The organism is Mesorhizobium humile, from assembly GCF_033977215.1.
Classification (GTDB): domain Bacteria; phylum Pseudomonadota; class Alphaproteobacteria; order Rhizobiales; family Rhizobiaceae; genus Mesorhizobium; species Mesorhizobium humile.
Genome location: NZ_JAVIIV010000007.1, coordinates 161,371 through 187,101 on the forward strand (window position 1 = coordinate 161,371; position 25,731 = coordinate 187,101).

Below are 25,731 nucleotides of genomic sequence, written 5' to 3' on the forward strand. Positions count from 1 at the left end.
GCTCATGCCTTCTCCCGAGAATTGGTGGTCTGTAGCGGCGAAGCAATCTCGCCGGTCGGATTTGATGCGCCGACGGGAAGCCTGACGCGGTAGCCGACGGACAGCAGTCGCCAGCCGAAGCGTTCTTCCAGCGTGCCCCAGAAACCGCGCGGTAAAAACAGCGAGAAGACCAGCGCCGTGGCGCCGAGCCCGATCAGGTACCAGACGCCGGTGCCGCCGAACCAGGTTTCGATGAGGAAGAACAGCAGCGCGCCGAGGATGGCGCCTTCGAAGGTGCCGATACCGCCGACCAGCACCATGAAGATCATGTAGGCGGTCCACTGCACGCTGAAATAGGTTTTTGGCTGGAAGGTGATCGAGGTCGCCAGCCACAGCGCGCCGGCGACACCGATGCCGAAGGCGGCAAGCACGAAGAGCAGCCGCTTGGTGCCGGTGACGCGCACGCCGACGGAGGCCGCCGCATCCTCATTGTCGCGGATGGCGCGGATGGCGGCGCCGGTGCTGCCGCGCAGCAGGCCAAACAGGATGGCAAGCAGCGCGGTCATTGAGGCCAGCGCCAGCCAGTAGATCGTCAGCCTGCGTGTCGAAGCATCGTAGACGTTGAGCGAGATCAGCGACGTGCCGGTCTCGCCCTGGATCAGCCGATCCAGATTGACAAGGAGGTGGGTGAGCGCCGCGATCACCCACATGCCGATGGCGAATTCGCCGTTCCTTAGGCGCAGCATGAACAGCGAAATCGGCCAGGAAACGGCGCCGACGATGACCGCCGAGACGAACAGCGAGACGAACGGGTTGAGCCCGGCATTGGCGAGCCGGATGGCGAAATAGGCGCCGAGGCCGAAGAACACCTGCTGGCCGACCGAGACCAGTCCGCCGAAGCCTGCAAGTGCGTTCCACATCGCGGCGAGCATCACATAGATGAACAGCGCCGTCATGCGGTCGACGGCGCCTGCTGAAAGGAACTGCGGCGCGATGGCTAAAAGCAGGATGATGGCAACGACGCCGATGCCTGCGATGCGCGAGGCGGCGGTGCCGCGCTCGATGACGGGGGAGGTGGCGCTCATGACGCCTTCCCCGTGGAGATGCGCAGCAACCCGCGCAGGCCGAGGCCGGAGGTATAGAGGCGGATGAACAGAACGATCAGGAAGGCGACATGGCCGCCGATGAGAAAACCTTGCGGATGTATCGTGGCGCCGAGCGTCTGGGCGAGCGCCAGCACGATGCCGCCGATCAGCGTGCCCCAGAGCGAGCCGGCGCTGCCGATGACGGCCGCCTCGAAGGCGAACAGAAGTTGCGTGGCGCCGGCATAGGGGTCGAAGGTGGCGCGCATGCCGAGGAAGGCGCCGGCGAGACCGACCGTGACCATGGCGATCGCCGCGGCGATGGCGTTGGCGCGGCGTGCGTCGACACCGACAAGGCCAGCGGTGTCGGGGTCTTCCGAAGTTGCACGGATCGAACGGCCGAGCCCGGTTCGGGTGAGGAACAGCTGCAGCCCGCCAAGCAGGACGACGGCGGCGACGAAGATGATCACCGCCAGCTTGCCGACATAGATGCTGCCCGGCCATTCCCAGGAATCATAGGACAGGCTGCCGATGAAGGGCGCCAGCGAGCGCGTGTCGGCGCCGAACTGCTCGAACAGCACATTGTCGATGACGATCGCGAGGCCGAAGGTGGTGAGGATCGGCAGCAACGCGCCGCCACGCGCGCTGCGCTCGAGCAGGAAGCGCTGCAATGCCCAGCCGATCGCAGCCATCAGCGGCAACACAATGGCGAGGCCGTAGAAGGGCGGGATGTGGAAGCGCGAGGCGAGCAGCCATAGCGCGAAAGCCGACAGCACGGCGAGGCTGCCATGCGCAAGGTTGATGATGCGCATCACCGAGAACATGAAGGACAGGCCGCAGGCGATCAGCGCGTAATAGCCGCCGAGCAGGATGCCCTGGACGATCTGGTTCATCATGCCGGCACGCCTCCGGCGCCTTTCCGGTGCAGGCCGAAATAGGCTTTTGTCACCTCGTCGCGCGAGACGGTCTTGCTGTCGCCGGCAAGCGCGATCCTGCCCTCCAGCATGCAGATGACCTTGTTGGACACGGAGAGCGCGCGATTGAGGTCCTGTTCCACGAGGACGATCGTCGTGCCGGAGCTGATCAGACCGTGCAGCGAAGCATAGACGCGATCGACGACCAGCGGCGACAGGCCGAGCGAGACTTCGTCGAGCAGGAGCAGGTCGGGGTTGCTCATCAGCGCGCGGCCGATCGCGGTCGCCTGCTGCTCGCCGCCCGAAAGATGTCCGGCCTTGGCGTGGCGGCGCGGCTTGAGGTTGGGGAAGGTTTCGAGCACGCGCTCGACGCTCCACTCGCCGGGACGACCGGCGCTGCGGCCAAGCAGGAGGTTCTCCTCGACCGTCATCTGCACGAAGAGCCGCCGGCCTTCCGGCACCAGGGCTACGCCCTTGCGGACACGTTCATGCGAAGGCACGCCGGAAAGGTCGGCGCCGTCGAAGACCACTCGGCCCGAGGCTGCCTGGTGCGCGCCCGCGATTGCGCGAAGCAAGGTCGTCTTGCCTGCGCCGTTGGCGCCGACCAGCGCCAGCGTCTCGCCGCGTTCGACGCTGAAGCTGACGCCGCGCACCGCCTGCAGCAGGCCGTGGCGGACAACCAGATCCTCGACCGATAGCAGGCTCATTTCGGGCCTCCGCCGAGATAGGCGCTGATCACATGCGGGTCGGCCATCACCGCCTGCGGCTCGCCGTCGGCGATGATCTTTCCGGCATCCATGCAGATCAGACGCTCGGCCACCTGCAAAAGGATGTGGACGATGTGCTCGATCCAGACGATGCCTATTCTGCGGCGGCGCAATTCGCGGATGGTCTCGACGAGTTCACCTGCCTCGCCGTCGGTCAGGCCGCCGCCGATCTCATCCAGCAGAAGCAGGCTCGGTTTTGCGGCGAGCGCGCGCGCCAGCTCCAGCCGTTTGCGGTCGAGCAGGCCGAGCGTCTCGGCGCGCCGGTTGGCGACGCCAAGCATGCCGCACAGCTTCAGCGAGCCGAGCGCTTCCTCATAGGCCTCGTCGCGGCCGAGCCCGGCGCCGTGCGAGGCGGCGACGAAGACATTCTCGAAAGCGGTCATGCCGCCGAAGGGTTTCGGCACCTGATGGGTGCGAACCAGACCCAGCCGGCATCGCCGCGTTGCCGGCAACGCGGTCACGTCATCGCCCTTGAAGGCAATCGTTCCCGCACTTGGCGGATAGGCGCCGGAGAGCACGCTGAGCAGCGTCGTCTTGCCGGCGCCGTTCGGGCCGACGATGCCGACCGCCTCTTCGGCACCCATGGCGAAGTCGATGTCGTCCAGCACCACAAGCGCGCCGAAGCGCTTGTGGATGCCGGCGGCGCTGAGGATCGCACCGTTGGGCATGGCGTTCACGATGCGGTCCCTCGAAAGATCAACCGTTATAGGGCTGGAGCTTGGCCCCGACCGGCACTTTCGGGTCGGTGGCGTTCTCGGTCACGACATAGTCCAGCGGGAATTTCGAGCCTTCCTTGGCGGCGACCCACTGCGTGCCGATGATCGGGCCGGGCGAGACGTTGGCGACCGGGCCGCTGGTGAAGTCGACCTTGCCAATCATCGTCTCGGTCTTCAGCGTGCTCAGCGCCTTGGCAACTGCAGCCTTGTCCTTGGCGTTGGCGCTTGCCTTCAGGGCTTCGAAGCCGGCATCGAGCAGCGACATCGAGGCGCCGAGCTGCTGCGTCCATTGCTTGCCGCTTGCCGCCTCGTAGCCGTCCGCAAGCTCCGTGCCGGAGACCCCGGTCAGCGGCGACTTGTAGGGGAACGCCTTGTGCCAATAGGCGGCGCTCGAAATCTTCATGCCGAGGTCGCCGAGCGCCTCGATATCCGATGGGAACAGGCCGGTCTTGGCGACCTGGGCGATCTTGATCTGCCTTGTCAGGCCTTGCTGCGCGGCCTGGCGCCAGAAGGCGGCGAAGTCGGGCGGGATCGGGAAGGAGTTGAAGATCTCGACGCCTTCCTGCTTGAACAGCGCGATCTGCGAGGAATAGTCCGTGGTGCCGGTCTCGTAGGCGCCGGGATCGACGATGGTGAAACCCTGCTTGGCGAGCAATGGCGCCAGATGGGCGCGGATGGCGTTGCCGTCGGCGTCGTTGGGATACATGACGCCGACCTTCTTGTTGGTCTCGATCAGGTTCCACTGCGAGATATAGGCCTTGAAGAACTCCTCGACGCCGAAGCCGAAATGATAGGTCCATTTGAACGGCGAGGGCTGGCCCGGCTTGGCGCCGCGGCCGAAATACCAGGCCTCCCAGGGCATGACGGTGGAGAGGCAAGGCACGCCGGCCGCCTCGCAGGCGTCCGCCACCGGATTGATCACCTCCGGCGTGGAGACGGCGAGCATTAGGTCGATGGCCTGGTTGTTGATCAGGTCCTTGGCGAGCTGACCGGCGCGGGACGGATCCGACTGGGTGTCCTGGTCGACAATCTCGACGCTGTATTTCTTGCCGCCAAGCTCGATGCCGTTGGCCAGGGCCTTGCGGGCGAGATCGAGCACGTAGCCGTCGGTCTCGCCGAAGCCGGCGAGCGGGCCGGTGCGCGGGCTGACGAAGCCGACCTTGAGCGTGTCGGCGGCTTGCGCGAAGGCCCTGCCGCGGCCGAATGCCAGCGCCGCGCCGCCGGCCACCGAAGTGGCGATGAACTGGCGCCGTGAAATGCCCGACAGAGCGGGTTTGCTGCCGATACTATGAGACATCTGCTCCTCCCTCAGTTGCCGTTCGACACGACGGCAAACGGGTCTTCCGTTTGCTGCGGACGGCACGGCTTTCGATCCTCCGATGCCACATTGCACTAGCGGTTTGGTTCGGTAAAATGATATTTTACGGTGTTTCATTAACCTCTGGGTTAGTGGAACTCGAGCCGATACGCCGATCGTCAAGCGTGGTGCCGTGCTGCCTCGCGGATCGTCTGCAACAGGATGGTGAAGGCGGGCGAGGGTGCGGTGTCGGTGCGCATGGTCAAGCCCACCGGTCCCTTGGTCTCCGCCGTATCCACCGGCAAGGCGACGAAGGCGCCGCTGGCGATCTCGTTGGCGACGACGCCGGCCGAGATAATCCATACCGCATTGCTCTGGCGCATGAAGGAGCGGCCGAAGGAATCGGAAACCGTTTCGATTTCCGTGGCCGGCGCGGTCATGCCATTGGTGATGAAGAGCCGGTCGACGAAAGGCCGGATGACGGATTCCCGCGTCGGCATCAGGACGGGAAACTCGTCGAGCCGGGCGAAGACGTCGGCGTCCGGCTCGGCCAGGGGATGCCCGGCGCGCACCACGAACAACACCTGCTCCGAATAGAGATGCTCGAAGAAGAAGCCGGTCATGTGCTCCGGCGCCGCGAGGCGGCCGACGACCAGGTCGAGCGCGCCGATGCGCAGTTGTTCGAGCAGCACCGCATTTTCGCCGGTGACGATCTTGAGCGCGGCCCCGGTGTTTTCCTCGAGGAACAGGCTCATGGCGAGCGGCATGACGCGCGCCGAAACGGTCGGCAGCGCGCCGATGCGGATCGGGTCGCGATTGAGGGCGCCGTCCTGGCGCACGGAATCGACGCCGCGCTTCAGCGCCGATATCGCCGAACCGGCGTGTCCGAGGAAGATCTCGCCGAGACGCGTGACGCGGATACCGCGCCCGTCGCGCTCGACCACCGCGACGCCGAGTGCTTCTTCCAGTTCGCGCAAGGTCTTGGTTACGGCCGGCGCGCTGACATTCAGGAAGTCGGCCGCGCGCGCCACGCTGCCTTGCCGCGCGACTTCGAGAAACGCCTGCAGGTGGCGGAAGCGGATCCGGCTTTCGGCCATGGTTCGATAACCTCAGAGTTAATGAAACGCCGCAAAATATCATTTTACCGAACCAAACCGCTCGTGCAATGTGGATTTGGAGGATAGAAATCGTGCCATTCGTCAGCATAGGCGGCGTCGCGCTGCATTACCGCCATATCGAGGCAGCCGGCACGTCGCGTCCGATCATCTTCATCAATTCGCTGGGCACCGACTTCCGCATCTGGGACGACGTCGTTGCGGAACTGACCGGCGAAATGCCGATGCTCGTCTACGACAAGCGCGGCCATGGGCTGTCGGATATCGGCGGCGGCGTACGCTCTATCGACGACCATGTTGACGATCTGGTCGCGCTCATCGACCATTTCGGCTTCGACAAGGTCGTGCTCCTCGGCCTGTCCGTCGGCGGCATGATTGCGCAGCGGCTCTATACCCGCCACCCCAAATGCGTAGAGGCGCTGATCCTCAGCGACACGGCACATAAGATCGGCACCGCCGAAAGCTGGAACACGCGCATCGCGACCGTCGAGCGCGACGGCATCGAGGCGATCGCCGAAGGCATCATGAAAGTGTGGTTCACGCCGGAGTTCCATGCCAGGCGTTCGGCGGACCTGGCCGGCTGCTGCAACATGCTCACCAGGCAGGCTCTGCCTGGTTACATCGGTACCTGCATGGCAGTCCGCGATGCCGATTTCACCGACAGCGCGCGACGCATTGCGGTGCCGACGCTTTGCATAGTCGGCGACCAGGACGGTTCGACGCCGCCGGATCTTGTCCGCTCGCTGGCCGGACTGATCCCCGGCGCGCGTTTCGAAGTGATCCGCAATGCCGCGCATATCCCGTGCATCGAGCAGCCCGAAGCGCTCGTCACGTTGATCCGCGATTTCGTCGCCTCGTTGCCTGGGGGAAAGTCTGCTCATGGATGATGTCACGAAGAACCGCTACCGGACCGGTCTCGAGGTCCGCCGCGCCGTGCTCGGCGATCCGCATGTCGACCGCGCCGAGGACGCCGCGACCGATTTCGACCGGCCGTTCCAGCAGTTGATCACCGAAGCCGCCTGGGGAACGGTGTGGGCGCGGCCCGGCTGGTCGAAGCGCGAGCGCTCGATCGTGACGCTGGCGCTGCTTGCGGCGCTCGGCCATGACGAGGAAGTGGCCATGCATGTGCGCGCCACCGCCAATACGGGCGCATCGCGCGACGACATCTGCGAGGCCTTCCTGCATGTCGCGATCTATGCCGGCGTGCCGGCCGCCAACCGCGCCTTCAAGATCGCCAAGCAGGTGTTCGCGCAGATGGACGGAGCCGCCCATGGCTGAGCCCGGCTCCAACCGCGCGCCGGAAACCGGTGCCTTCTTCCAGCGCGACCGCCGGTGGCATCCGCCGGCGTTCACGCCGAACTACAAGAGCTCGGTGCTGCGCTCGCCGCAGAAAGCGCTTTTGTCGTTCGACAACACGCTGTCGGAATTGACCGGCCCGGTGTTCGGGCACGCGATGCTGGGCGAGCTCGACAACGACCTGATCCATAATTTCGCCAAGCGCGGCGAGAGCGCCATCGGCGAGCGCATCATCGTCCATGGACGCGTGCTCGACGAGCGCGGCAAGGGTGTGCCCGGCGTGCTGCTCGAATTCTGGCAGGCCAATGCCGGCGGCCGCTACCGTCACAAGAAGGACGGCTATCTGGCACCCCTCGATCCGAATTTCGGCGGCTGCGGCCGCGCGATCACCGGCGAGGATGGCGGCTACGCCTTTCGCACCGTCAGGCCCGGGCCGTATCCCTGGCCGAACGGGCCGAACGACTGGCGGCCGGCGCATATCCATTTTTCGGTGTTCGGCCACGGCTTCGCGCAGCGACTGATCACGCAGATGTATTTCGAGGGCGATCCGCTGATCTGGCGTTGTCCGATCGTCGGGGGCATTTCCAACAAGGCCGCGATCGAAGCGCTGATCGCCGCGCTCGACATGAGCTCTACCATCCCGATGGACGCGCTCGCCTACAAGTTCGACATCGTGCTGCGCGGGCGCCGCTCGACGCTGTTCGAGAACCGGCCGGAGGGCAATTGATGGCGCAGTCGCTCGACCGGCTGAAGGAGAGCCCTTCGCAGACCGCCGGACCCTATGTGCATATCGGGCTGACGCCCAATTTCTGCGGCATCGGCGGCGTCTATGCGAGCGATCTCGGTTCGACCATGGTCAATGGCGAGACCAGGGGCGAGCGCATCGAACTCCGCATCCGCGTGCTCGACGGCACCGGCACGCCGCTGAAGGATGCGCTGGTCGAGATCTGGCAGGCGGATGCCGAAGGCCTCTACAATTCGCCGACGGAATTGCGCGGCGCCGCCGATCCGAACTTCCAGGGATGGGGCCGGCAGCCGACCGACATGGAAACGGGCGTCTGCCTGTTCAAAACGATCAAGCCGGGCCGGGTGCCGTTCCGCGACGGGCGGCTGATGGCGCCGCATATCACGCTGTGGATCGTGGCGCGCGGCATCAATATCGGCTTGAACACCAGGCTCTACTTCTCCGACGAGGAGAAGGCCAATGCCGAGGACCCGATCCTTGCGCGCATCGAGCATCGCCTGCGCGTGGCGACGCTGATCGCCGAACGCCAGGGCGACACTTACGTCTTCGACATTCATCTGCAGGGCGAAAAGGAGACGGTCTTCTTCGACAGCTGACCGTGGCGGCCATGACCGTTTCGCCCTTCGATCACCCGCTGCTTTCCGGCCTGCTCGGCGACGAGGAGGCGGCCAAGCATTTTTCCGTCGAAGCCGACATAGGCGCCATGCTCGATTTCGAGCGGGCGGTGACCGAGGCGGAAGCCGAGCACGGCGCGATCCCCAGCGACGCGGCGGCGGCGATCGTCAGGGCGCTGGCGGCGTTCCGGCCGGACACGGCGAAGCTGCGCGCCGGCGTCGCCATGGATGGCGTCGTGGTTCCGGAACTGGTGCGCCAGGTTAAAGCCGCTGTCGGCGCGCCGCACGATGCATATGTGCATTTCGGCGCCACCAGCCAGGATGTGATCGATACGTCGCTGGTGCTGCGCCTGCGGCAGGTCGTCGACCATATCGGCCTGTTGCTTGGCGAGAACGTCGTTCGCCTCGCCGGTCTTGAGCTGGAGTTTGGAAACCGTGAACTCATGGCGATGACGCGCATGCAGCCGGCAATTCCAATAACAGTACGCGATCGGATCGTTTCGTGGCGGGCGCCACTCGAACGTCACCAGGAACGCTTGAAAGAGCTCTCCGGCCGGCTGCTGGTGCTGCAGTTCGGCGGTGCAGCGGGAACGCTGGAAAAGCTCGGCGACAAGGCCGCCACCGTGCGCGCCGCTCTTGCCGCGAAACTCGGTCTTGGCGATGCGCCGCAATGGCATAGCCAGCGCGACGCGCTCGCCGAGCTCGCCGGCTGGCTGTCGCTGGTGACCGGCAGCCTCGGCAAGTTCGGGCAAGACGTTGCGCTGATGGCGCAGGCGGGCTCCGACATCAGACTGTCCGGTGGCGGCGGCTCGTCGGCGATGCCGCACAAGCAGAATCCGGTGAAGGCGGAAGCCCTGGTGGCGCTGGCGCGCTTCAATGCCGTCCAGCTCTCCGGCATGCACAACGCGCTGGTGCATGAGCAGGAGCGTTCGGGCGCGGCCTGGACGCTGGAATGGCTCCTCCTGCCACAAATGGTCGTGGCGACCGCGGCCGCGCTCAGGCTTGCCGCCGAGTTGGCCGCGCAGATCGAGAGCCTCGGGCGCTAACGCATGTCGCCCAAAAGTGCGCAGCGGTTTTGGGAGAACGACATGTGTAAAGGGATCTGATGCGCACGAAGGTCGCTATCATTGGGTCCGGACCGTCCGGTCTGCTGCTCGGCCAGTTGCTCGCCACCATTGGCGTCGAGACGATCATCCTCGAACGGTCGAGCCGGGAACATGTGCTCGGCCGGGTACGGGCGGGCGTGCTGGAGCAGGGCACGGTCGACCTTCTCGGCGAAGCGGGCGCGGCGGACAGGCTGCATGCCCAGGGCCTGCCGCATGAAGGCATCTCGCTCGCCTTCGACGGCCGCGCGCATCGCATCGACATGACGGCGCTCACCGGCGGCAAGCATGTCACCGTCTACGGCCAGACCGAGGTGACGCTGGATCTGATGCAGAAGCGCGAAGCAGCGGGTCTCCCGACCGTCTTCGAAACGTCGAATGTCGCGCTGCATGATTTCGGCGGCGCGTCGCCCTTCGTCACCTACGACAAGGACGGGCTCACGCATCGCATCGATTGCGACTTCATCGCCGGTTGCGACGGCTACCACGGCGTCAGCCGCCGCTCGGTGCCGGAAAGCGCGTTGAAGACGTTCGAGCGGCACTATCCGTTTGGATGGCTGGGCGTGCTTGCCGAAGTGCCGCCGGCCGACCATGAGCTGGTCTATGCCAATCACGAGCGCGGCTTCGCGCTCTGCTCGATGCGCTCGCCGCAGCGCAGCCGCTACTATGTGCAGGTTCCGGCCGACGAACGCGTCGAGGCCTGGTCGGACAGCCGCTTCTGGGACGAGTTGCGCGGGCGCCTGCCGCCGCAGATAGCGGCCGCCGTCACCACCGGGCCATCCTTCGAGAAGTCGATCGCGCCGCTGCGCTCCTTCGTTGCCGAGCCGATGCGCTTCGGCCGGCTGTTCCTGGTCGGCGACGCCGCCCATATCGTGCCGCCGACTGGCGCGAAGGGCCTCAACCTCGCTGCCAGCGACGTGCGCTATCTGTTTGCCGGACTTCGTGAATTCTATAACGGGAAATCAGAGGCTGGGCTCGACGCTTATTCGTCCAAGGCGCTGGCGCGCGTGTGGAAAGCGGTGCGCTTTTCCTGGTGGATGACGACGATGCTGCACCGTTTTCCGGAGACGGGCGAGTTCGGCCAACGCATCCAGGAAGCCGAGCTCGATTATCTCGTGCATTCGAAAGCGGCGTCGACCGCTCTCGCCGAAAACTACGTCGGCTTGCCCTATTGATATGCTTGAGCGGTCAAACCCGCTCTAGCGCGATGGCGATGCCCTGGCCGACGCCGATGCACATGGTGGCCAAAGCCAGCTTGCCGCCGCGCTCGCGCAGTTCGAGCGCCGCAGTCCCCGTGATGCGCGCGCCGGACATGCCGAGCGGATGACCTAGCGCGATCGCGCCGCCATTGGGGTTCACATGCTCCGCCTTCTCGGAAATTCCGAGTTGGCGGAGCACGGCAATGCCCTGGGAGGCGAAGGCTTCGTTCAATTCGATGACGTCGAATTGTTCGGGCGTCAGGCCGAGGCGGGCGCAAAGCTTCATGGTGGCCGGCGCCGGGCCGATGCCCATGATGCGCGGCGCCACGCCGGCGACGGCGCCGCCGAGGATACGGGCGATCGGCGTCAGCCCATGCTTCTTCGCCGCTGCTTCGGATGCGATGATGAGGGCGGCCGCGCCGTCATTGACGCCCGAAGCATTGCCGGCGGTCACCGTGCCGCCCTGGCGGAACGGCGTCGGCAGTTTGGCCAGCGCCTCGATGGTGGTGCCGGCGCGGGGATGCTCGTCCTTCGAGACAACGATCGCGTCGCCTTTCCTCTGCGGGATGGCCACCGGCGTGATCTCCTTCGCCAGCCGGCCACTTTCTTGCGCGGCCACCGCCTTGTCCTGGCTGCGCACTGCGAAGGCGTCCTGGTCGGCCCGGCTGACGGAAAAATCCTCGGCGACATTCTCGCCGGTCTCCGGCATGGAATCGACGCCATACTGCTTCTTCATCAGCGGGTTGACGAAGCGCCAGCCGATGGTGGTGTCGTAGATCTCGGCATTGCGTGAGAAGGCGGTGTCGGCCTTCGGCACGACGAAGGGCGCGCGGCTCATCGATTCCACGCCACCGGCAATCATCAGCTCGGCCTCGCCTGCTTTGATGGCGCGCGCGGCGATGGTGGCGGCATCCATGCCAGAACCGCACAAGCGGTTGACGGTCGAGCCGGGAATGTCCTGCGGCAGGCCGGCAAGCAGCAGCGCCATGCGCGCGACGTTGCGGTTGTCCTCGCCGGCCTGGTTGGCGCAGCCATAGACGACGTCATCGATGGCCGCCCAGTCGACGCTGGAATTGCGCTCGACCAGCGCCTTCAACGGAATCGCGCCGAGATCGTCGGCGCGGACGGAGGACAGAGAACCGCCGAAGCGGCCGATGGGCGTGCGGATGTAATCGCAGATGAAGGCCTCAGTCATTTATGCAGCTTTCCCTTTGGCGGTCCCTTGATGCGCCGCCTTGGTGCGGGCCTGCAGGTCGCGCAATGTCTTCAGCTCGAGTTCCGTCGGCGCCGGCGTCTCGTCAAGGGCCTCCGCGAATTTTACGACCCAGCCACAAGTCTCCTGCACCTGCTCACGCGTGACGCCGGGATGCAGCGACACCACCGTAAATTCCTTGGTCACCGGGTCGGGCTTCCAGATGGCGAGGTCGGTGATCAGCGAGGTCGGGCCGGCCGTGTCGATACCGAGGCGCTTGCGGTGATCGCCGCCGTCGCCATGGCCGAAGGAGGTGAAGAAGTCGATCTTCTCGACCATGCCGCGCTTCGACTGTGCCATGGTGATGTAGACCTGCCTCGACGAGGTGGCGATCTCCGGCGCGCCGCCGCCGCCGGGCAGGCGGGTCTTGGGATGCGCATAGTCGCCGATGACGGTGGTGTTTATGTTGCCGAATTTGTCGAGCTGTGCGGCGCCCAGGAAGCCGATCGAGATGCGGCCGCCCTGCAGCCAGTAGCGGAACATCTCCGGCACGGCGACGGTGGTGACCGCCGTCTCGCACAATTCGCCGTCGCCGATCGACAGCGGCAACACGTCGGGCGCGGTGCCGATGGTGCCGCTCTCGTAGATCAGCGTGATGTCGGGCGCATGCGTCAGCCGCGCGACGTTGCAGGCGGCCGACGGCGCGCCGATGCCGACGAAGCAGACATCGTCGCTTTTCAGCGCGCGGCTGGCGGCGATCGTCATCATCTCGTTCGGGGTGAAGCCCATATCCCTCGCGTCGCTCATGCGGCTTTCCTCAGATGCTCGACGCGGCCGGCAAAGTCGTCGGCGCTGCTCTCGATAACGTTCTTCCGGATCCACGCCTGAAAGCGGTCGCGGTCGGCGGCGATCTCGTCCCATTCCAGATAGGCGGCGTTGTCGCGCTCGTAATAGCCATGCGTGTAAGAGGGGTGCGAGCCGCCAGGCACGACCGAAATCGCCGCGATCGTCCAGTTCGGCAACACGGTGAGGTTGGGGTGGAGGTCGTCGAAATTGTCGACCACGTCCTCGACCGTCACCACGGCGCGCCTTGCGGCAAGAACGGCCTCCTTCTGGATGCCGATGATGCCCTCGACCAGCACGTTGCCTTTCCGGTCCGCCTTCTGCGCGTGGATGAAGGTGACGTCGGGCCGGATCGCCGGAACGGCGGCAAGCACTTCGCCGGTGAACGGGCAGGCCACGGATTTGATGTTGGGATTGACCGCGGCGAGGCCGGCGCCGCGATAGCCGCGAAACACCGCGCAGGGCAGGCCGGCGGCGCCCGCCTCGTAGGCATTGGCCATGCCGGCGTGGCTGTGCTCCTCGACCTCGATCGATCGGGGGAAACCGTTCTCGATGGCGTCGCGGGCGCGCCTGAGCAGGCCGACGCCCGGATTGCCGACATAGGAGAAGACGACCTTCTTCGCCATGCCCATGCCGATCATCTGGTCGTAGATCAGGTCGGGCGTCATGCGGATCAGCGTCAGCTCGCGAAAGCCCTGGCGGATCGCCTCATGCGCGGCGGCGGTCGGGATCAGATGCGTGAAGCCCTCGAAAGCAACGGTGTCGCCGTCATGCAGGTTTTCCGCGACCGCCTCTTTCAGCGGCAGGAACTTGACCATCCCTAGGCTCCATAGTGCAAAAGTTCGTATTGCGAACATATGTTTTATATGGGATACTTTTAACTCCAATCTTTGCATTGAGTCAACGCCGGTCTGGAGGGGTTCGTGGAAGAGGAATCCATTTCACGCGACCATGTCGGTTCGCTGGAACGCGGCCTGGCGGTGATGGAAATCCTCGCGCGCCATCCGGCCGGCATGACGCTGACCGAGATGGCAGAGGAGGCGGGTCTCACCCGCGCGGGGGCCCGGCGCTTTCTGCTGACATTGGTAGCCACGGGCTATGCGACGCAATCCGGCCGGCTGTTTTCGCTGTCACCGCGCTTGCTGACCGTCGCCCGGACATGGCTTGGCGGCGCTTCGCTCTGGACCTTCGCGGCGCCCATCATGCGCGAGGTGGCGGGGAAATTCGACGAAGCCTGCAATGCGGCAGTGCTGTCGGGCGAGGATGTCGTCTATGTCGCGCGCATCCCTGGACGGCGCATCCTGAGCGTCGCGCTCGATGTCGGCACGCGGCTGCCGGCCTACTGCACTTCGATGGGGCGGGTGCTGCTTTCCGGCCTGTCGGCGGATGAGTTGAAGACCTTCCTTGCCGAGGCGGCCATCAAGCGGCGGACGCCGAAGACGATCACCGGCCGCGCCGCACTCGGCAAGGCCATCGACAGGGCGAGGGCGGATGGCTTCGCCATCGTCGACGAGGAGCTGGAGCTTGGCCTGCGCTCGATCGCGGTGCCGATCGTCGATCGCGCCGGGCGCACCGTTGCGGCCATCAACGTCTCGACGCAGTCGGCGCGTTTCTCGGTCGAGGCGATGGAGCGCGACATCCTGCCGGTGCTGCGGCAGGCCAGGCAGCGCGTCGAGGAATTCTTCTTCGTTTGACGACCAGCCGATGTTTGACAGTCAGCCGATAGTCGGGCCGAAGCCCGTTGACGCTTCATTTCAGATACGCTAATGAACAGGATTATACAGGTTCACTGAACAGGTATCGATATGGCCCGTCGCGCGATGCAGCTTACTCCCGGCACGGGCAAGCCCGAGCAGATCGCGACGGTTCTGGAGCATGAGATACGCTCCGGCCTGCTTGGCTTCGGCGACCGCCTGCAGAGCGAAAGCGAGCTCGTCCAGCGCTTCTCCGTCAGCCGCAACACGGTGCGCAAAGGGTTGGAAGAACTCTCCAGCCGGGGGCTCATCACCACCAAGGTCGGCATCGGCTCCTTCGTGACCTTCGACGGCATGCCGGTCGATGACGCGATCGGCTGGTCGCGCGCGCTTGCCAATGCGGGCGCCAATGCCGAGACCCGCACCTTGCGGCTCGAGATCATCGAGGACGCGGAACTGGCGGCCAGGCTCGGCGTGGACAGCTCGTCCTTCATTGCCGTCGACCGCGCCCGCACCAATGCCAATGACGGCCACGCCATCTCGATCGAGCGCAGCCGCCTGCCGCTGTCGCCCGAATTGGAGGACATACCCCTGCGCGGCCTGCGCGAAGGCACGCTGCACCAGACGCTGCGCGGGGCAGGGCTGGTGCCCGACCACGGCGAGGAGTGGGTCGATATCGAGATGCTGAGCGCCGCCGACGCCGCGATCCTCGATTGCGCGCCCGGCACGCCGTTCCTGCGCACGCGCCGCCTGACGCGCGCCGCCGACGGACGCGCGATCGAATTCGTCACCAGCCTGCTCAACCCGGCGCATTTCGCGCTTCACCTGGAGTTCTGAGCATGGCGGACGCTGCCTTGATCGATCGGGCCATGGGCGCGTTGATCGGCGGGGCGCTGGGCGATGCGCTGGGCATGCCGACGCAGCTTCTGTCGCCGGCCCGCATCGCAGAGGTCTACGGCCATGTCGAGGATTTCGTCGCGCCCGCCGCCGACCACCCGGTGTCGAAAGGACTGCCGGCCGGCGCGATCACCGACGACACCGAGCAAGCGCTGCTGCTTGGCCGCATCCTGGTCGAGTCCGGCGAGCGTTTCGACCATGCGCGCTGGGTCAACGCGCTGCTCGACTGGGAGCGCGACGTCAAGGCTCGCGGCAGCTACGACCTGCTCGGACCGTCGACCAAGCGCGCCATCGACGCCATCAACAGCGGCGTGCCGGCCGAGGAGGCTGGACGCAGCGGCGACACCAATGGCGCGGCAATGCGCATCGCGCCGGTCGGCATCATGATGCCGCCGGAGCCGCTCGATGCCCTGGTCGCCAAAGTCGCGGAAACGTGCCGGGCCACGCACAATACCTCGATCGCCATTGCCTCGGCCGCGGCAGTCGCCGCAGCTGTCAGCCTCGGTGTCTCGGGTGGCGACTGGCGCGCCGCTTCCGGCCATGCGGTCGCAGCCGCGAGACTTGGTGCTGCGCTCGGCCATTGGGTCACCGGCGGTGATATCGCCGCGCGCATTTTCTGGGCGCAGGCGCTCGTTCGGGGCAAGGCGGAGAAGGAAGCAATCAAGCTGATCGTCGACCTGATCGGCACGGGCGTCGCCAGCCAGGAATCTGTGCCGGCGGCATTCGCGGTGCTGGAGGTCGCGCAGGGCGATGCATGGCGGGCCGCCGTGATCGCGGCCAATCTCGGCGGCGACACCGACACGATCGGGGCGATTGCCGCCGGCATGGCCGGCGCCTGCTCCGGCCTGTCGAAGCTGCCGCGGGATCGCATCGCCCAACTGCATGGCATCGACATCGCGGATGTCCGCGCGCTGGCCGAGGATCTGGTCGCGGCGCGGACGGCCAAGACCGGTCCAGGCAAGGAGGACGCGGCGTGAGCGCACGGCTCGTCCATGTCGGCAGCGCGGTGGTCGACTATGTCTACCGCATCGACGCCTTGCCGGCGCCGGGCACGGAAAAAACCGCGACGAGCTATGCGCGGGTCGCCGGCGGCGGCTTCAACATGATGGTCGCGGCAAGCCGCACCGGCATGAAGGTGGTGTTCGGCGGCCAACTCGGCACCGGGCCGGACGGCGATTTCCTGCGTGCCGCCTTCGCGGCTGAAGGCATCGAGACGCTGACGCCGCCGTCGCCTTTCATGGACAGCGGCAATTGCGTCGCCATGATCAGCCGCGACGCCGAACGCACATTCGTCTCCTGGCCGGGCGCCGAGAGCCGGTTGACGCTCGACATGATGAAGCCGGTCCAAGCCGTTCCGGGCGATTGGGTTTTCACGTCGGGCTATACGCTGAGCTATCCCGGCAGCCGCGACGCGCTCACCGACTGGATCGAGGCGCTGCCTGCCGGCATTCCCTTCGTCTTCGATCCGACTCCGGTGATCGCCGATATTCCGCGGCCGATCCTGGACAGGGTGCTGGCGCGCACGACCTGGCTGAGCTGCAACACCAACGAGGCCGCGGAGATTGCCGGCGCCGGCGATGCCCAGACCGTCGCCATCCGGTTGCTCACCGAGCATTGCCCCAGAGCCGAAGGCGTCGTCATCCGTGCCGGCGCGCATGGCTGCCTGGTGCGCATGGCCGACGGCGGCACCCGTACGGTGCCGGGGTTCAAGGTGGAGGCGGTCGACACCAACGGCGCGGGCGACACGCATATCGGGGCCTTCGTCAGCGCCTTGGCGCGCGGCATGTCGTCCTGCGAGGCGGCCCGCTATGCCAATGCGGCGGCGGCTCTTTCCGTCACCCGCCATGGCGGGTCCTCGGCGCCCACCGGCGAAGAAATCCAGGAATTCCTGAGCCATGGCGATCAAGCAACGACCGCGCCTGGCCAGGCGAAAGCGACTGCAACTTAACAAGCCCGTCAATCGGGCAAACAATGAGAGGAAAAGAACATGCGCATGCCCAGACTGACCGCTTTTCTGACGGCTACCGCCGTCTTCGTTTCCGCCTTCACGCTGGCAGCACAAGCCGCCGAGGAAGTGCACGTGCTCAACTGGAAAGGCTATGGCGCCGACGAGCCATGGGCGGTCGCCAATTTCGAGAAGGCGACCGGCTTCAAGGTGGTCAACGACTTCTTCAACTCCGAGCAGGAGATGCTGACCAAGATCCGGACCAATCCCGGCCTCTACGACGTCGTCATGATCAACGCCGCCTTCAACGACCAGGCGATGGCCGGCAAGCTGATCCAGCCGATCGATGTCTCGAAGCTTTCCAACTATGCCGACATCGCCAAGGACAAGGCCAGCTCGCCGATGCTCAACCATGACGGCAAGGTCTATGGCGTGCCGTGGGTGTGGGGCCTGACGGCGCTGGCCATCAACGAGAAATCCTTCGACAAGCCGCCGACGAGCATCGCCGAGATGTGGGACCCGGCGCATAAGGGCCGCGTCATCATCCGCGACGACGCTGTCGAGGCGGTCCAGTTCGGCGCGCTGGCATCGGGGCAGAACATCAACGACATCAAGGATATGGACGCGGTCAAGGCGAAGCTCACCTCGCTGATGCCGCAGATCAAGACCTTCTGGAGCTCGGAGAACGACTGGAACCAGATGGTCGCCTCCAACCAGATCGACATCGGCACCTATTGGAGCGGCTCGGCCGACCGCGCAAAGACGCATTTCAAGCTGCCGGTCTCGCTGGTCATCCCGAAGGAAGGCTCGGTCGCCTGGCTCGACGCTTTCTCGATCCCCGTCGGTTCCAAGAACGTCGCCGGCGCCGAGGCCTTCATCAACTACATGATCGATCCGAAATTCTATGTCGAATGGGTCACCAAGGTCGGCGCGCCGGTCTCCGCCAACACCAAGGCGGTCGAGGCTCTCCCCGAGGACGCCTTCAACCGCAAGGTGCTGGGCAGCCCGGACGTCGCCAAGCGCATCCAGTTCCAGGCGCCGGTCACCGACGAGCAGCGCGAGAAATACCTGGCGCTGTGGCAGGAGCTGAAGGTCAACGTGAAGTAACAGGCGTCTTTCGGGAGGAGAGGCAAAATGGCTGACCAGCTTGCGGTCGGTTCGCGCCGCGGACTGAAGCCGGCCCTGCCGCTTCTCCTTCCCGCCTATCTGTGGCTGACGGTGGCGATCTTCCTGCCGCTGTCGGCCATGGTTTTCTTCTCCTTCATGACCGACCTGCCGCTGGCAGGCAAAGAGTGGTCGTTCACGCTTGGCAATTACGCCGCCTTCTTCTCGCAAAGCCTCTATTCGCGGCTTCTGCTTTCATCGCTGCGGCTCGGCCTCGAGGTGACGCTGTGGTGCGTCGTCATCGGTTATCCGGCGGCCTATGTGCTGGCCAAGGTGCTGAAGGGCCGCAGCCGCGAGGCGATCTTCCTGCTCGTCATCCTGCCGTTCTGGTCGAACGGGCTGGTGCGTATCTTCTCCTGGGCCATGGTGCTGCGCGAAGGCGGCATCCTCGACACGGCGCTGAACGCTGTGCTGCCGTTCAAGATCAACATCGATCTCATGTATTCCTATCCCGCCGTCATCATCGGCCTGGTGCACTCCTATGTGCCCTACATGGTTCTCACCTGCTATCTCACGCTGCAGGCTATCGACGATTCGCTGATCGAGGCGGGCCGCTCGCTCGGCGCTTCGCGCCGGCAGGTGCTGTGGCGGGTGATCATCCCGCTGTCGATGCCGGGCCTGATCGCGGGTGCCGCGCTGATCTTCGTGCCGGTCGTCGGCTCCTTCATGGAGCCGCGCATCCTCGGCGGCCGCACCGGCACTTTCTACGGCACCGTCATCGAGGACCAGTTTGTCGCGGTGTTCAACTGGCCGCTGGGTGCCGCACTTTCCTTCATCCTGCTCGCGGTGGTGCTGATCATCCTGGCGCTGGCCGCACCTGTCCTGCGGAGAGCCGCGTGATGGCGGCGACGCGCATCCTCGAATGGCTCGGGCGTTTCTACATCGTGCTTTTGCTCGGCTTCCTCTATCTGCCGATCATCATCATGGCGGCTATGTCCTTCAACGCCTCGCCCTTCTACCAATTGCCGTTCGAGTGGACGACGGACTGGTACGCCTCGCTCTGGCAGAACGAGCAGCTGATCGCGGCGACCTGGAACAGCATCGAGATCGCAATCATCACCACCTTGATCTCGACGGTGCTGGGTTCGATGGCCTCGCTCGCGCTCTACCGCTATGAGTTCCGCGGCAAGAAATTCCTGCAGGCGCTGCTCTTCCCGCCGATCGCCATTCCGTGGCTGATCACCGGCACGGCGATGCTGATCTTCTTCTTCGGCGTCGGCATCGGCCGCGGGCTCATCGCCATCCTGCTCGGCCATGTCGCGCTGGCGCTGCCTTATGTCATCGTCGTCGTGTCGGCGCGGCTGCAGACCTTCGCGCCTGAACTGGAGGAGGCGGCGCGCTCGCTGGGCGCCAACCAGTGGCAGGTGACCATGCGCGTGACCTTGCCCTGGATCATGCCCGGCGTGATCGCCGGCGGGCTGTTCGCCTTCGCCGTGTCGTTCGACCAGTTCGTCGTCTCCTACTTCCTGTCGACGCCCGGCCAGACGACGCTGCCGGTCGAAATCTACGCCGCGATCCGCAAGGGCTTCACGCCCGAGATCAACGCGGTCTCGACCATCATCATTGTCGTGTCGATGGCGCTGATGCTGCTCGCGGCGCGCTTCTTCAAATTCGGCGGAGAGAAATAATGGCTGGCGTCCAGGTCGCGAACGTCTCCCGCAGTTTTGGCGCGCACAAGGCGCTGGACGATGTGTCGATCGATTTCGCCGATGGCGGCTTTTACGCGCTGCTCGGTCCCTCCGGCAGCGGCAAGACCACGCTGCTCAGGCAGATCGCCGGTTTTGACTTTCCGGATGCCGGCCGCATCGCTATCGGCGGCCAAGGTGTCGAGCGCGTGCCGGTCGAGAAGCGGCGCATCGGCATGGTGTTCCAGAATTATGCGCTGTTCCCCAATATGTGCGTCGCCGACAATGTCGCCTTCGGCCTTTCGGTGCGCGGCGAGGCGAAGGCGACGATCGCCACGGAGGTGCAGCGCGCGCTCGACCTCGTGCAGCTCGGCAAGCTTGGCGGGCGCAAGCCGCACCAACTTTCCGGCGGCCAGCGCCAGCGCGTGGCGCTCGCGCGCGCCATCGTCACCAAGCCGCGCGTGCTTCTGCTCGACGAGCCGCTCGGCGCGCTCGACAAGGCGTTGCGCGTCGACATGCAGATCGAGCTGAAGCGCATCCAGCGCGAGATCGGCATCACCACGATCTTCGTCACGCATGACCAGGAAGAGGCGCTGACGATGAGCGACCGCATCGGCATCCTGCGCGATGGCAGGCTGGTGCAGGAAGGCCCGCCGGAGGAGATCTACGACAGGCCGCAAAGCGAGTTCGCAGCGACCTTCCTCGGCGACGCCAACATCTTTCGCGGCGATGCGACCGGCTCCGGGATCAAGCTGCCGGACGGCACGACGATCGCGGCTTCGACCGGCGCATCGGGGCCGGCCGGCGCCAAGGCGAGCTGCGCGGTCCGGCCCGAGCGCATCCGGATTTCGACCGGCGCGGCAAAGCCCGATCCAGCCAATGCCAACACGCTCAAGGGGCAGGTCTCGAAACGCATCTTCGCCGGCAACAACAGCACTTATTTCGTCGAGCGGGACGGCCAGACGCTGAAGGTGATCGTGCAGAACACGGGGGCCGAGCGCCTGGCAGAAGGTCAGCCGGTCGTGCTCAGCTGGTCGCCGGACAGCACGGTGCTGATTGCGGCGAGCTGACCGGCGTGGCCGAGCCGCCATCAGACCCTGATGGGAAATGATGGCACGGGACTTGGCTGAAGTCCGGACCATAGCGTTATATCCAGTCCTCGACGGAGGAATGGATGGCGAGCATGGGTTTCGAGCCGGACGTTGAAGTCCGGGTCAGGGACTACCGGATCGGCTGCATCGGCGCCGGCATGATCATGGCCGAATGCCATCTGGCCGCCTATCATGAAGCCGGCTTTCCCGTGGTGGCGATCGCATCGCGCACGAAGGCCAATGCCGAGAAGGTGGCCGCCCGCTGGGGTATTACGACCGTCCCCGATACGCCTGAGCAGCTGATCGAGAACGGCCGCGTCGAGATCGTCGATCTCGCTTTCCCGCCCGACCAGCAGCCGGCGCTGATCCGCCATGCGCTGAAGCAGCCGCACGTCAAGGCGATCCTGGCGCAGAAGCCGCTGGCGCTCTCGGTCGAGGAAGCGGTTAAGCTGCGCGACGAGGCAGCCGCCTCGGGCAAGATCCTCTCGGTCAACCAGAACATGCGCTACGACCAGTCGATGCGCGTCCTGAAGCAGATCATCGACAGCGGCGCGCTGGGCGAGATCGTCTTTGCCGAGATCGACATGCACGCGATCCCGCACTGGCAGGCGTTCCTCGCCGACTACGACCGGCTGACGCTTGCCAATATGAGCGTGCACCATCTCGACGTTCTGCGTTTCCTGTTCGGCGATCCGGACGACATCACAACGCTGACGCGCAAGGACCCGCGCACCAGGTTCGAGCATTCCGACGGCATCACGGTCTCGACGCTGCGCTTTCCCTCGGGCGTGTTCGCGGTGTCGCTGGAGGATGTCTGGTCCGGCCCGCGCCAGGAAGGCTATCGGGACGACCAGCATATCGCCTGGCGCGTCGACGGCACCAAGGGCGTCGCCAAGGGGACGATCGGCTGGCCGAAGGGCATCGCCTCGACCTTGACTTACGCCTCGACCGAGACGACGGGCGGTGAATGGGTGACGCCGAGTTGGGAGACGATGTGGTTCCCGCACGCCTTCATCGGCGTGATGGAACAGCTCCAGCATGCGCTGAAGACCGGCACGCCGCCGGCGCTCTCCGTCGCCGACAACGTCAAGACGATGGCGCTGGTCGAAGCCGGCTATCGGTCGATGGCCGAAGGTCGCACCATCAAGCTGTCCGAAATCCGCATCGACTGAGGCGGCTGAAGGCAAGGCAACAGAATCGCTTACCGGGAGGACTTCAGCTCATGATGCAGGCAGGTATCTTCACAGGCTACTTCCCTTACGAGCTCGAGGAGGTCGCCAGGCGCATCCGCGCGCTCGATTTCAACACCGTGCAGCTCGACCTGCATTTCAAGGATATCGACCTGTCGGCCGGGCAGATCACCAGGGACAAGGCAAGGAAAGTGCGCGACACGTTCCGCGACCACAACCTGCCGGTCTGCTGCCTGTCCGGCTACACCAACATCATCCATCCGGACAAGGCGGAGCGGGAGAAACGGCTTGCCTACCTCAAGGAGATCATCCGCAACGCGCGCGAATTCGGTTCGCCCTATGTGATTTCCGAGACCGGCACCTACAACACCGAGTCCGACTGGGTGCATCACCCGAAGAACAAGACCGAGGAAGGGTTCGAGGAATGCCGCAAGGTGATCTCGGATCTTGCCCAGACGGCCTATGACCACGGCGCGGTGTTCCTGCTCGAGACCTATGTCAACAATGTCGTCGGCTCGGTGGAGGAGACGGTGAGGATGTTCGCGCAGGTCGACCATCCCGGCCTCGGCCTGCTGATGGATCCGACCAACTATTTCGAGGCGCACAACATCGACCGCATGGACCAGGTGCTGAACCAGGTGTTCGACACGCTGACCGACAAAATCAGGATCGCGCATGCCAAGGACGTGAAGCGCGCGGGCAGCGACAAGACCGAGAAACATGCCGACATCGGCGACGCGGACGCGCATGAGGGGCTGACCTTCCGCGGCGTCGGCGAGATCGAATTGCCGGCGCCGGGTCTCGGCGCGCTGAACTATGACCTCTACCTCAAGCGGCTCAGCAAGAAGCATCCGAACATCGCGGTCATCATCGAGCATCTGTCGGAAGACGACGTCCCGCGCGCGAAGAAATTCCTCGACGGAAAATTTCGCGCCAACGGGCTTTGATTGCGAGGAGTGGCGATGACGATGGCCCGCACCAAGCGCGACTACAGCCTTGTCGGCGAAAGCACGCGCACGGCGATCGAGACCGGGCTGGCCTCGGCCGAGTGGTATCATACCGACGTGGCGCGCAAGACTATGAAGGAGTTGATGCAGCGCTCCGACGGGCCGGCGATCCGCGACACCATCATCTGGATCGCGCTGATCCTGGGCTCGGCGGCCGGCATCGTCTGGTTCTGGGGCAGTTGGTGGATCGTGCCGTTCCTGTTCGTCTATGGCCTGCTCTACGGCTCGTCGAGCGACTCGCGCTGGCACGAATGCGGCCACGGCACCGCCTTCCGCACGCGCTGGATGAACGACGTCGTCTATCACGTCGCCTCGTTCATGCTGATGCGCAATCCGGTGCAGTGGCGCTGGAGCCATGCGCGCCATCACACCGACACCATTATCGTCGGCCGCGACGCCGAAATCGCGGTGATGCGGCCGCCGGATTTGCTCAAGGCGGGCTTGGCCTTCACCGGCATCCTCGACTTCCGCTATTCGCTGCCGACGCTGGTGCGCCAGGCCTTCGGCACATTGTCGGACGACGAGAAGAGCTACATTCCGGAGATGGAGCAGCACAAGGCGGTGACCGCGGCGCGCTGGCACATGGTGGTTTACGCCGCGACGATCGCTGTCGCGATCGCGCTCGGATCATGGATACCGCTGGTGCTGATCGGTCTGCCGCGCCTCTACGGCACCTGGCACATGGTGACGACGGGGCTGCTGCAGCATATCGGGCTCGCCGACAACGTCACCGACCATAGGCTCAACACCCGCACCGTCTACATGAACCCGATCAGCCGGTTCATCTACTGGAACATGAACTACCATGTGGAGCATCACATGTTCCCGATGGTGCCCTATCACGCGCTGCCCAAGCTGCATGAGCTGATCAAGCACGATTTGCCGGTGCCGAACCCGTCGATGTGGCATGCCTATCGCGAGGTCTGGCCGGTGCTGCTCAGGCAGCTGAAATACGAGGACTACTATCTGAAGCGCGAATTGCCGCCGACGGCCAAGCCCTATCGCGGCGAGTTCCATGATCTCGACATAACGGCCGCGGCCGCCGAATAGGCGCCGCGCATCAATCCAGAGAAAGATAATGGCCGGAGAGTGATGATGGCGGAGTGGGTCGAAGCATGCGCGGTGGGCGATGTGGACGAGGAGGACGTGATCCGCTTCGACCATGGCGGCCGCACCTTCGCGATCTATCGCTCGCCCGACGACGCGTTCTTCGCGACCGATGGGTTCTGCACGCATGAAAAGGCCCATCTCGCCGACGGGCTGGTGATGGACGACATCATCGAATGCCCCAAGCACAACGGCCGCTTCAACTACAGGACCGGCGAGGCCAAGGGCGCGCCGGTCTGCGTCGACCTCAAGACCTATCCGGTGAAGGTCGAGGCCGGTAAGGTGATGATCGATATCGGCTGAAAGCCGTCAGACAAAACAGGATGTACCGATGAGCCGAAAGAGACCGACCGTTGCCGATCTGCGCGCCATGAAGGGCAAGCGGCAATTGACCATGCTGCGCGTGCTGACGCTGGAAGAGGCCGAGGCTGCCGATCGGGCAGGGGTAGATATCGTCTCGGTGCCGCCGGAACTGGTGCGCAATCCGCAATACCGCGATGCCGCGCCCAGTCTCTTCACCATGCCGGGCGAGAACTTTTTCGAGATCGGCACGGCCGACGATTTCGTGCGCTGGTCGTTCCGGCTCTACAAGGCCGGCGCCGACGCCGTCTATTGCAGCGCCGGCTATGCCACCATCAAGCGCATGGCCGACGACGCCATCCCCGTTATCGGCCATGTCGGTCTCATTCCCTCCCGCGCGACCTGGACCGGCGGCTTCAAGGCGGTCGGCAAGACCGCGGACACCGCCATTCAGGTTTTCGAGGCGGTCAAGCAGCTGGAAGCCGCCGGCGCCATCGGCGCCGAGATCGAGGTGGTGCCGGTGGAAGTCGCGAAAGCAATCTCCGAGCGCACCCCGCTGATCATGCTGTCGATGGGCGCGGGCACGGGCTGCGACGCGCAATATCTGTTCGCCGAGGATATTCTCGGCACCAATCGCGGTCACATGCCGCGCCACTCGAAGGTCTATCGCAACTTCGCCGCCGAATACGACCGGCTGCAACAGGAGCGCATCGCGGCGTTTTCCGAATATGTCGCCGACGTCAACAGCGGCGCCTATCCGGAGGACAGGCATATCGTGCACATGGACCCGGACGAGCTCACCCTGTTCATGAAGAAGGTCGACGCAAAGGCCTGATCCAAGAATCGAAA

Annotated in this window: 28 protein-coding genes; 19 read left to right on the plus strand and 9 right to left on the minus strand. The window is 65.1% G+C overall.

The features are described from left to right. Window positions 1–2 precede the first annotated feature (2 nt). The 6 genes from RFM52_RS13485 to pcaQ all read right to left on the minus strand — a co-directional run bounded on the left by RFM52_RS13485 (window position 3) and on the right by pcaQ (window position 5,852). Window positions 3–1,064 carry a branched-chain amino acid ABC transporter permease gene (locus tag RFM52_RS13485; protein WP_320297097.1) on the minus strand — a complete coding sequence of 354 codons (1,062 nt, stop codon included), beginning with the start codon at window positions 1,062–1,064 and terminating at the stop codon, window positions 3–5. Beyond that, window positions 1,061–1,957 (minus strand): branched-chain amino acid ABC transporter permease, encoded by an 897-nt coding sequence (locus RFM52_RS13490; protein ID WP_320297096.1) that lies wholly within the window; start codon window positions 1,955–1,957, stop codon window positions 1,061–1,063. The genes RFM52_RS13485 and RFM52_RS13490 overlap by 4 nt, the downstream gene beginning before the upstream one ends. Further along, entirely contained in the window at window positions 1,954–2,682 is a 729-nt protein-coding gene (locus tag RFM52_RS13495; RefSeq protein WP_320297095.1) for an ABC transporter ATP-binding protein, read from the minus strand. The genes RFM52_RS13490 and RFM52_RS13495 overlap by 4 nt, the downstream gene beginning before the upstream one ends. Further along, a complete protein-coding gene (locus RFM52_RS13500) occupies window positions 2,679–3,410 on the minus strand; it encodes an ABC transporter ATP-binding protein (protein ID WP_320297238.1) in 732 nt (243 codons plus the stop codon). The genes RFM52_RS13495 and RFM52_RS13500 overlap by 4 nt, the downstream gene beginning before the upstream one ends. Window positions 3,411–3,438: 28 nt before the next feature. Beyond that, window positions 3,439–4,755 carry an ABC transporter substrate-binding protein gene (locus RFM52_RS13505; RefSeq protein WP_320297094.1) on the minus strand — a complete coding sequence of 439 codons (1,317 nt, stop codon included), beginning with the start codon at window positions 4,753–4,755 and terminating at the stop codon, window positions 3,439–3,441. Window positions 4,756–4,934: 179 nt separating this feature from the next. Next, window positions 4,935–5,852 (minus strand): pca operon transcription factor PcaQ, encoded by a 918-nt coding sequence (pcaQ, locus tag RFM52_RS13510; RefSeq protein WP_320297093.1) that lies wholly within the window; start codon window positions 5,850–5,852, stop codon window positions 4,935–4,937. 92 nt (window positions 5,853–5,944) lie between these two features. Between pcaQ and pcaD the strand changes: the two genes are divergently transcribed. Genes pcaD through pobA form a run of 6 tightly spaced genes read left to right on the plus strand, consistent with a single transcriptional unit; the run spans window position 5,945 to window position 10,803 of the window. Then, complete coding sequence (gene pcaD, locus RFM52_RS13515) at window positions 5,945–6,757, plus strand: 3-oxoadipate enol-lactonase (RefSeq protein WP_320297092.1); 813 nt, start codon at window positions 5,945–5,947, stop codon at window positions 6,755–6,757. Continuing rightward, window positions 6,750–7,148, plus strand: a complete 399-nt coding sequence (gene pcaC / locus RFM52_RS13520; protein ID WP_224522923.1) for a 4-carboxymuconolactone decarboxylase — start codon at window positions 6,750–6,752, stop codon at window positions 7,146–7,148. The genes pcaD and pcaC overlap by 8 nt, the downstream gene beginning before the upstream one ends. Continuing rightward, on the plus strand, window positions 7,141–7,893 hold the full coding sequence (gene pcaH / locus RFM52_RS13525) for a protocatechuate 3,4-dioxygenase subunit beta (protein WP_320297091.1): 753 nt from the start codon (window positions 7,141–7,143) through the stop codon (window positions 7,891–7,893). Before pcaC ends, pcaH begins: the two co-directional genes overlap by 8 nt. After that, window positions 7,893–8,507, plus strand: a complete 615-nt coding sequence (gene pcaG / locus RFM52_RS13530; protein WP_320297090.1) for a protocatechuate 3,4-dioxygenase subunit alpha — start codon at window positions 7,893–7,895, stop codon at window positions 8,505–8,507. The genes pcaH and pcaG overlap by 1 nt, the downstream gene beginning before the upstream one ends. A gap of 11 nt (window positions 8,508–8,518) precedes the next feature. Then, window positions 8,519–9,571: a 3-carboxy-cis,cis-muconate cycloisomerase gene (locus RFM52_RS13535; RefSeq protein ID WP_320297089.1), complete on the plus strand. Its 1,053-nt coding sequence runs from the start codon at window positions 8,519–8,521 to the stop codon at window positions 9,569–9,571. 59 nt (window positions 9,572–9,630) lie between these two features. Further along, window positions 9,631–10,803: a 4-hydroxybenzoate 3-monooxygenase gene (gene pobA / locus RFM52_RS13540; RefSeq protein WP_320297088.1), complete on the plus strand. Its 1,173-nt coding sequence runs from the start codon at window positions 9,631–9,633 to the stop codon at window positions 10,801–10,803. Window positions 10,804–10,816: 13 nt separating this feature from the next. Here the strand turns inward: pobA and pcaF are convergent, their stop codons facing one another. The 3 genes from pcaF to RFM52_RS13555 are packed head-to-tail and all read right to left on the minus strand — an operon-like array spanning window position 10,817 to window position 13,680. Beyond that, on the minus strand, window positions 10,817–12,022 hold the full coding sequence (gene pcaF, locus RFM52_RS13545; protein WP_320297087.1) for a 3-oxoadipyl-CoA thiolase: 1,206 nt from the start codon (window positions 12,020–12,022) through the stop codon (window positions 10,817–10,819). Next, window positions 12,023–12,826 (minus strand): CoA-transferase subunit beta, encoded by an 804-nt coding sequence (locus RFM52_RS13550; protein ID WP_320297086.1) that lies wholly within the window; start codon window positions 12,824–12,826, stop codon window positions 12,023–12,025. After that, complete coding sequence (locus RFM52_RS13555; protein WP_320297085.1) at window positions 12,823–13,680, minus strand: CoA transferase subunit A; 858 nt, start codon at window positions 13,678–13,680, stop codon at window positions 12,823–12,825. Before RFM52_RS13555 ends, RFM52_RS13550 begins: the two co-directional genes overlap by 4 nt. Before the next feature lie 105 nt (window positions 13,681–13,785). Between RFM52_RS13555 and RFM52_RS13560 the strand changes: the two genes are divergently transcribed. The 13 genes from RFM52_RS13560 to RFM52_RS13620 all read left to right on the plus strand — a co-directional run bounded on the left by RFM52_RS13560 (window position 13,786) and on the right by RFM52_RS13620 (window position 25,717). After that, window positions 13,786–14,556: an IclR family transcriptional regulator domain-containing protein gene (locus tag RFM52_RS13560; protein WP_320297084.1), complete on the plus strand. Its 771-nt coding sequence runs from the start codon at window positions 13,786–13,788 to the stop codon at window positions 14,554–14,556. A gap of 111 nt (window positions 14,557–14,667) precedes the next feature. Further along, a complete protein-coding gene (locus tag RFM52_RS13565) occupies window positions 14,668–15,393 on the plus strand; it encodes a GntR family transcriptional regulator (RefSeq protein WP_320297083.1) in 726 nt (241 codons plus the stop codon). Between the two features lie 2 nt (window positions 15,394–15,395). Next, on the plus strand, window positions 15,396–16,430 hold the full coding sequence (locus RFM52_RS13570) for an ADP-ribosylglycohydrolase family protein (RefSeq protein ID WP_320297082.1): 1,035 nt from the start codon (window positions 15,396–15,398) through the stop codon (window positions 16,428–16,430). Beyond that, the gene (locus tag RFM52_RS13575; RefSeq protein ID WP_320297081.1) at window positions 16,427–17,401 is read left to right on the plus strand and encodes a PfkB family carbohydrate kinase; all 975 of its coding nucleotides are present in this window, start codon (window positions 16,427–16,429) and stop codon (window positions 17,399–17,401) included. Before RFM52_RS13570 ends, RFM52_RS13575 begins: the two co-directional genes overlap by 4 nt. A 39-nt stretch (window positions 17,402–17,440) precedes the next feature. Next, window positions 17,441–18,505, plus strand: a complete 1,065-nt coding sequence (locus RFM52_RS13580) for an ABC transporter substrate-binding protein (RefSeq protein ID WP_320297080.1) — start codon at window positions 17,441–17,443, stop codon at window positions 18,503–18,505. A 27-nt stretch (window positions 18,506–18,532) separates the two neighbouring features. Further along, window positions 18,533–19,402 (plus strand): ABC transporter permease, encoded by an 870-nt coding sequence (locus tag RFM52_RS13585; protein WP_320297079.1) that lies wholly within the window; start codon window positions 18,533–18,535, stop codon window positions 19,400–19,402. Continuing rightward, window positions 19,402–20,190 (plus strand): ABC transporter permease, encoded by a 789-nt coding sequence (locus tag RFM52_RS13590; RefSeq protein WP_320297078.1) that lies wholly within the window; start codon window positions 19,402–19,404, stop codon window positions 20,188–20,190. Before RFM52_RS13585 ends, RFM52_RS13590 begins: the two co-directional genes overlap by 1 nt. After that, on the plus strand, window positions 20,190–21,257 hold the full coding sequence (locus tag RFM52_RS13595) for an ABC transporter ATP-binding protein (RefSeq protein WP_320297077.1): 1,068 nt from the start codon (window positions 20,190–20,192) through the stop codon (window positions 21,255–21,257). Before RFM52_RS13590 ends, RFM52_RS13595 begins: the two co-directional genes overlap by 1 nt. Window positions 21,258–21,361: 104 nt before the next feature. After that, window positions 21,362–22,450 carry a Gfo/Idh/MocA family protein gene (locus RFM52_RS13600; protein WP_320297076.1) on the plus strand — a complete coding sequence of 363 codons (1,089 nt, stop codon included), beginning with the start codon at window positions 21,362–21,364 and terminating at the stop codon, window positions 22,448–22,450. Between the two features lie 50 nt (window positions 22,451–22,500). After that, entirely contained in the window at window positions 22,501–23,415 is a 915-nt protein-coding gene (locus RFM52_RS13605; RefSeq protein ID WP_320297075.1) for a sugar phosphate isomerase/epimerase family protein, read from the plus strand. Between the two features lie 15 nt (window positions 23,416–23,430). After that, a complete protein-coding gene (locus tag RFM52_RS13610; protein ID WP_430699275.1) occupies window positions 23,431–24,525 on the plus strand; it encodes a fatty acid desaturase family protein in 1,095 nt (364 codons plus the stop codon). A 45-nt stretch (window positions 24,526–24,570) separates the two neighbouring features. Beyond that, window positions 24,571–24,885 (plus strand): MocE family 2Fe-2S type ferredoxin, encoded by a 315-nt coding sequence (locus tag RFM52_RS13615; protein WP_320297074.1) that lies wholly within the window; start codon window positions 24,571–24,573, stop codon window positions 24,883–24,885. A 28-nt stretch (window positions 24,886–24,913) separates the two neighbouring features. Next, entirely contained in the window at window positions 24,914–25,717 is an 804-nt protein-coding gene (locus RFM52_RS13620; RefSeq protein ID WP_320297073.1) for a 3-methyl-2-oxobutanoate hydroxymethyltransferase, read from the plus strand. Window positions 25,718–25,731: the final 14 nt, after the last annotated feature.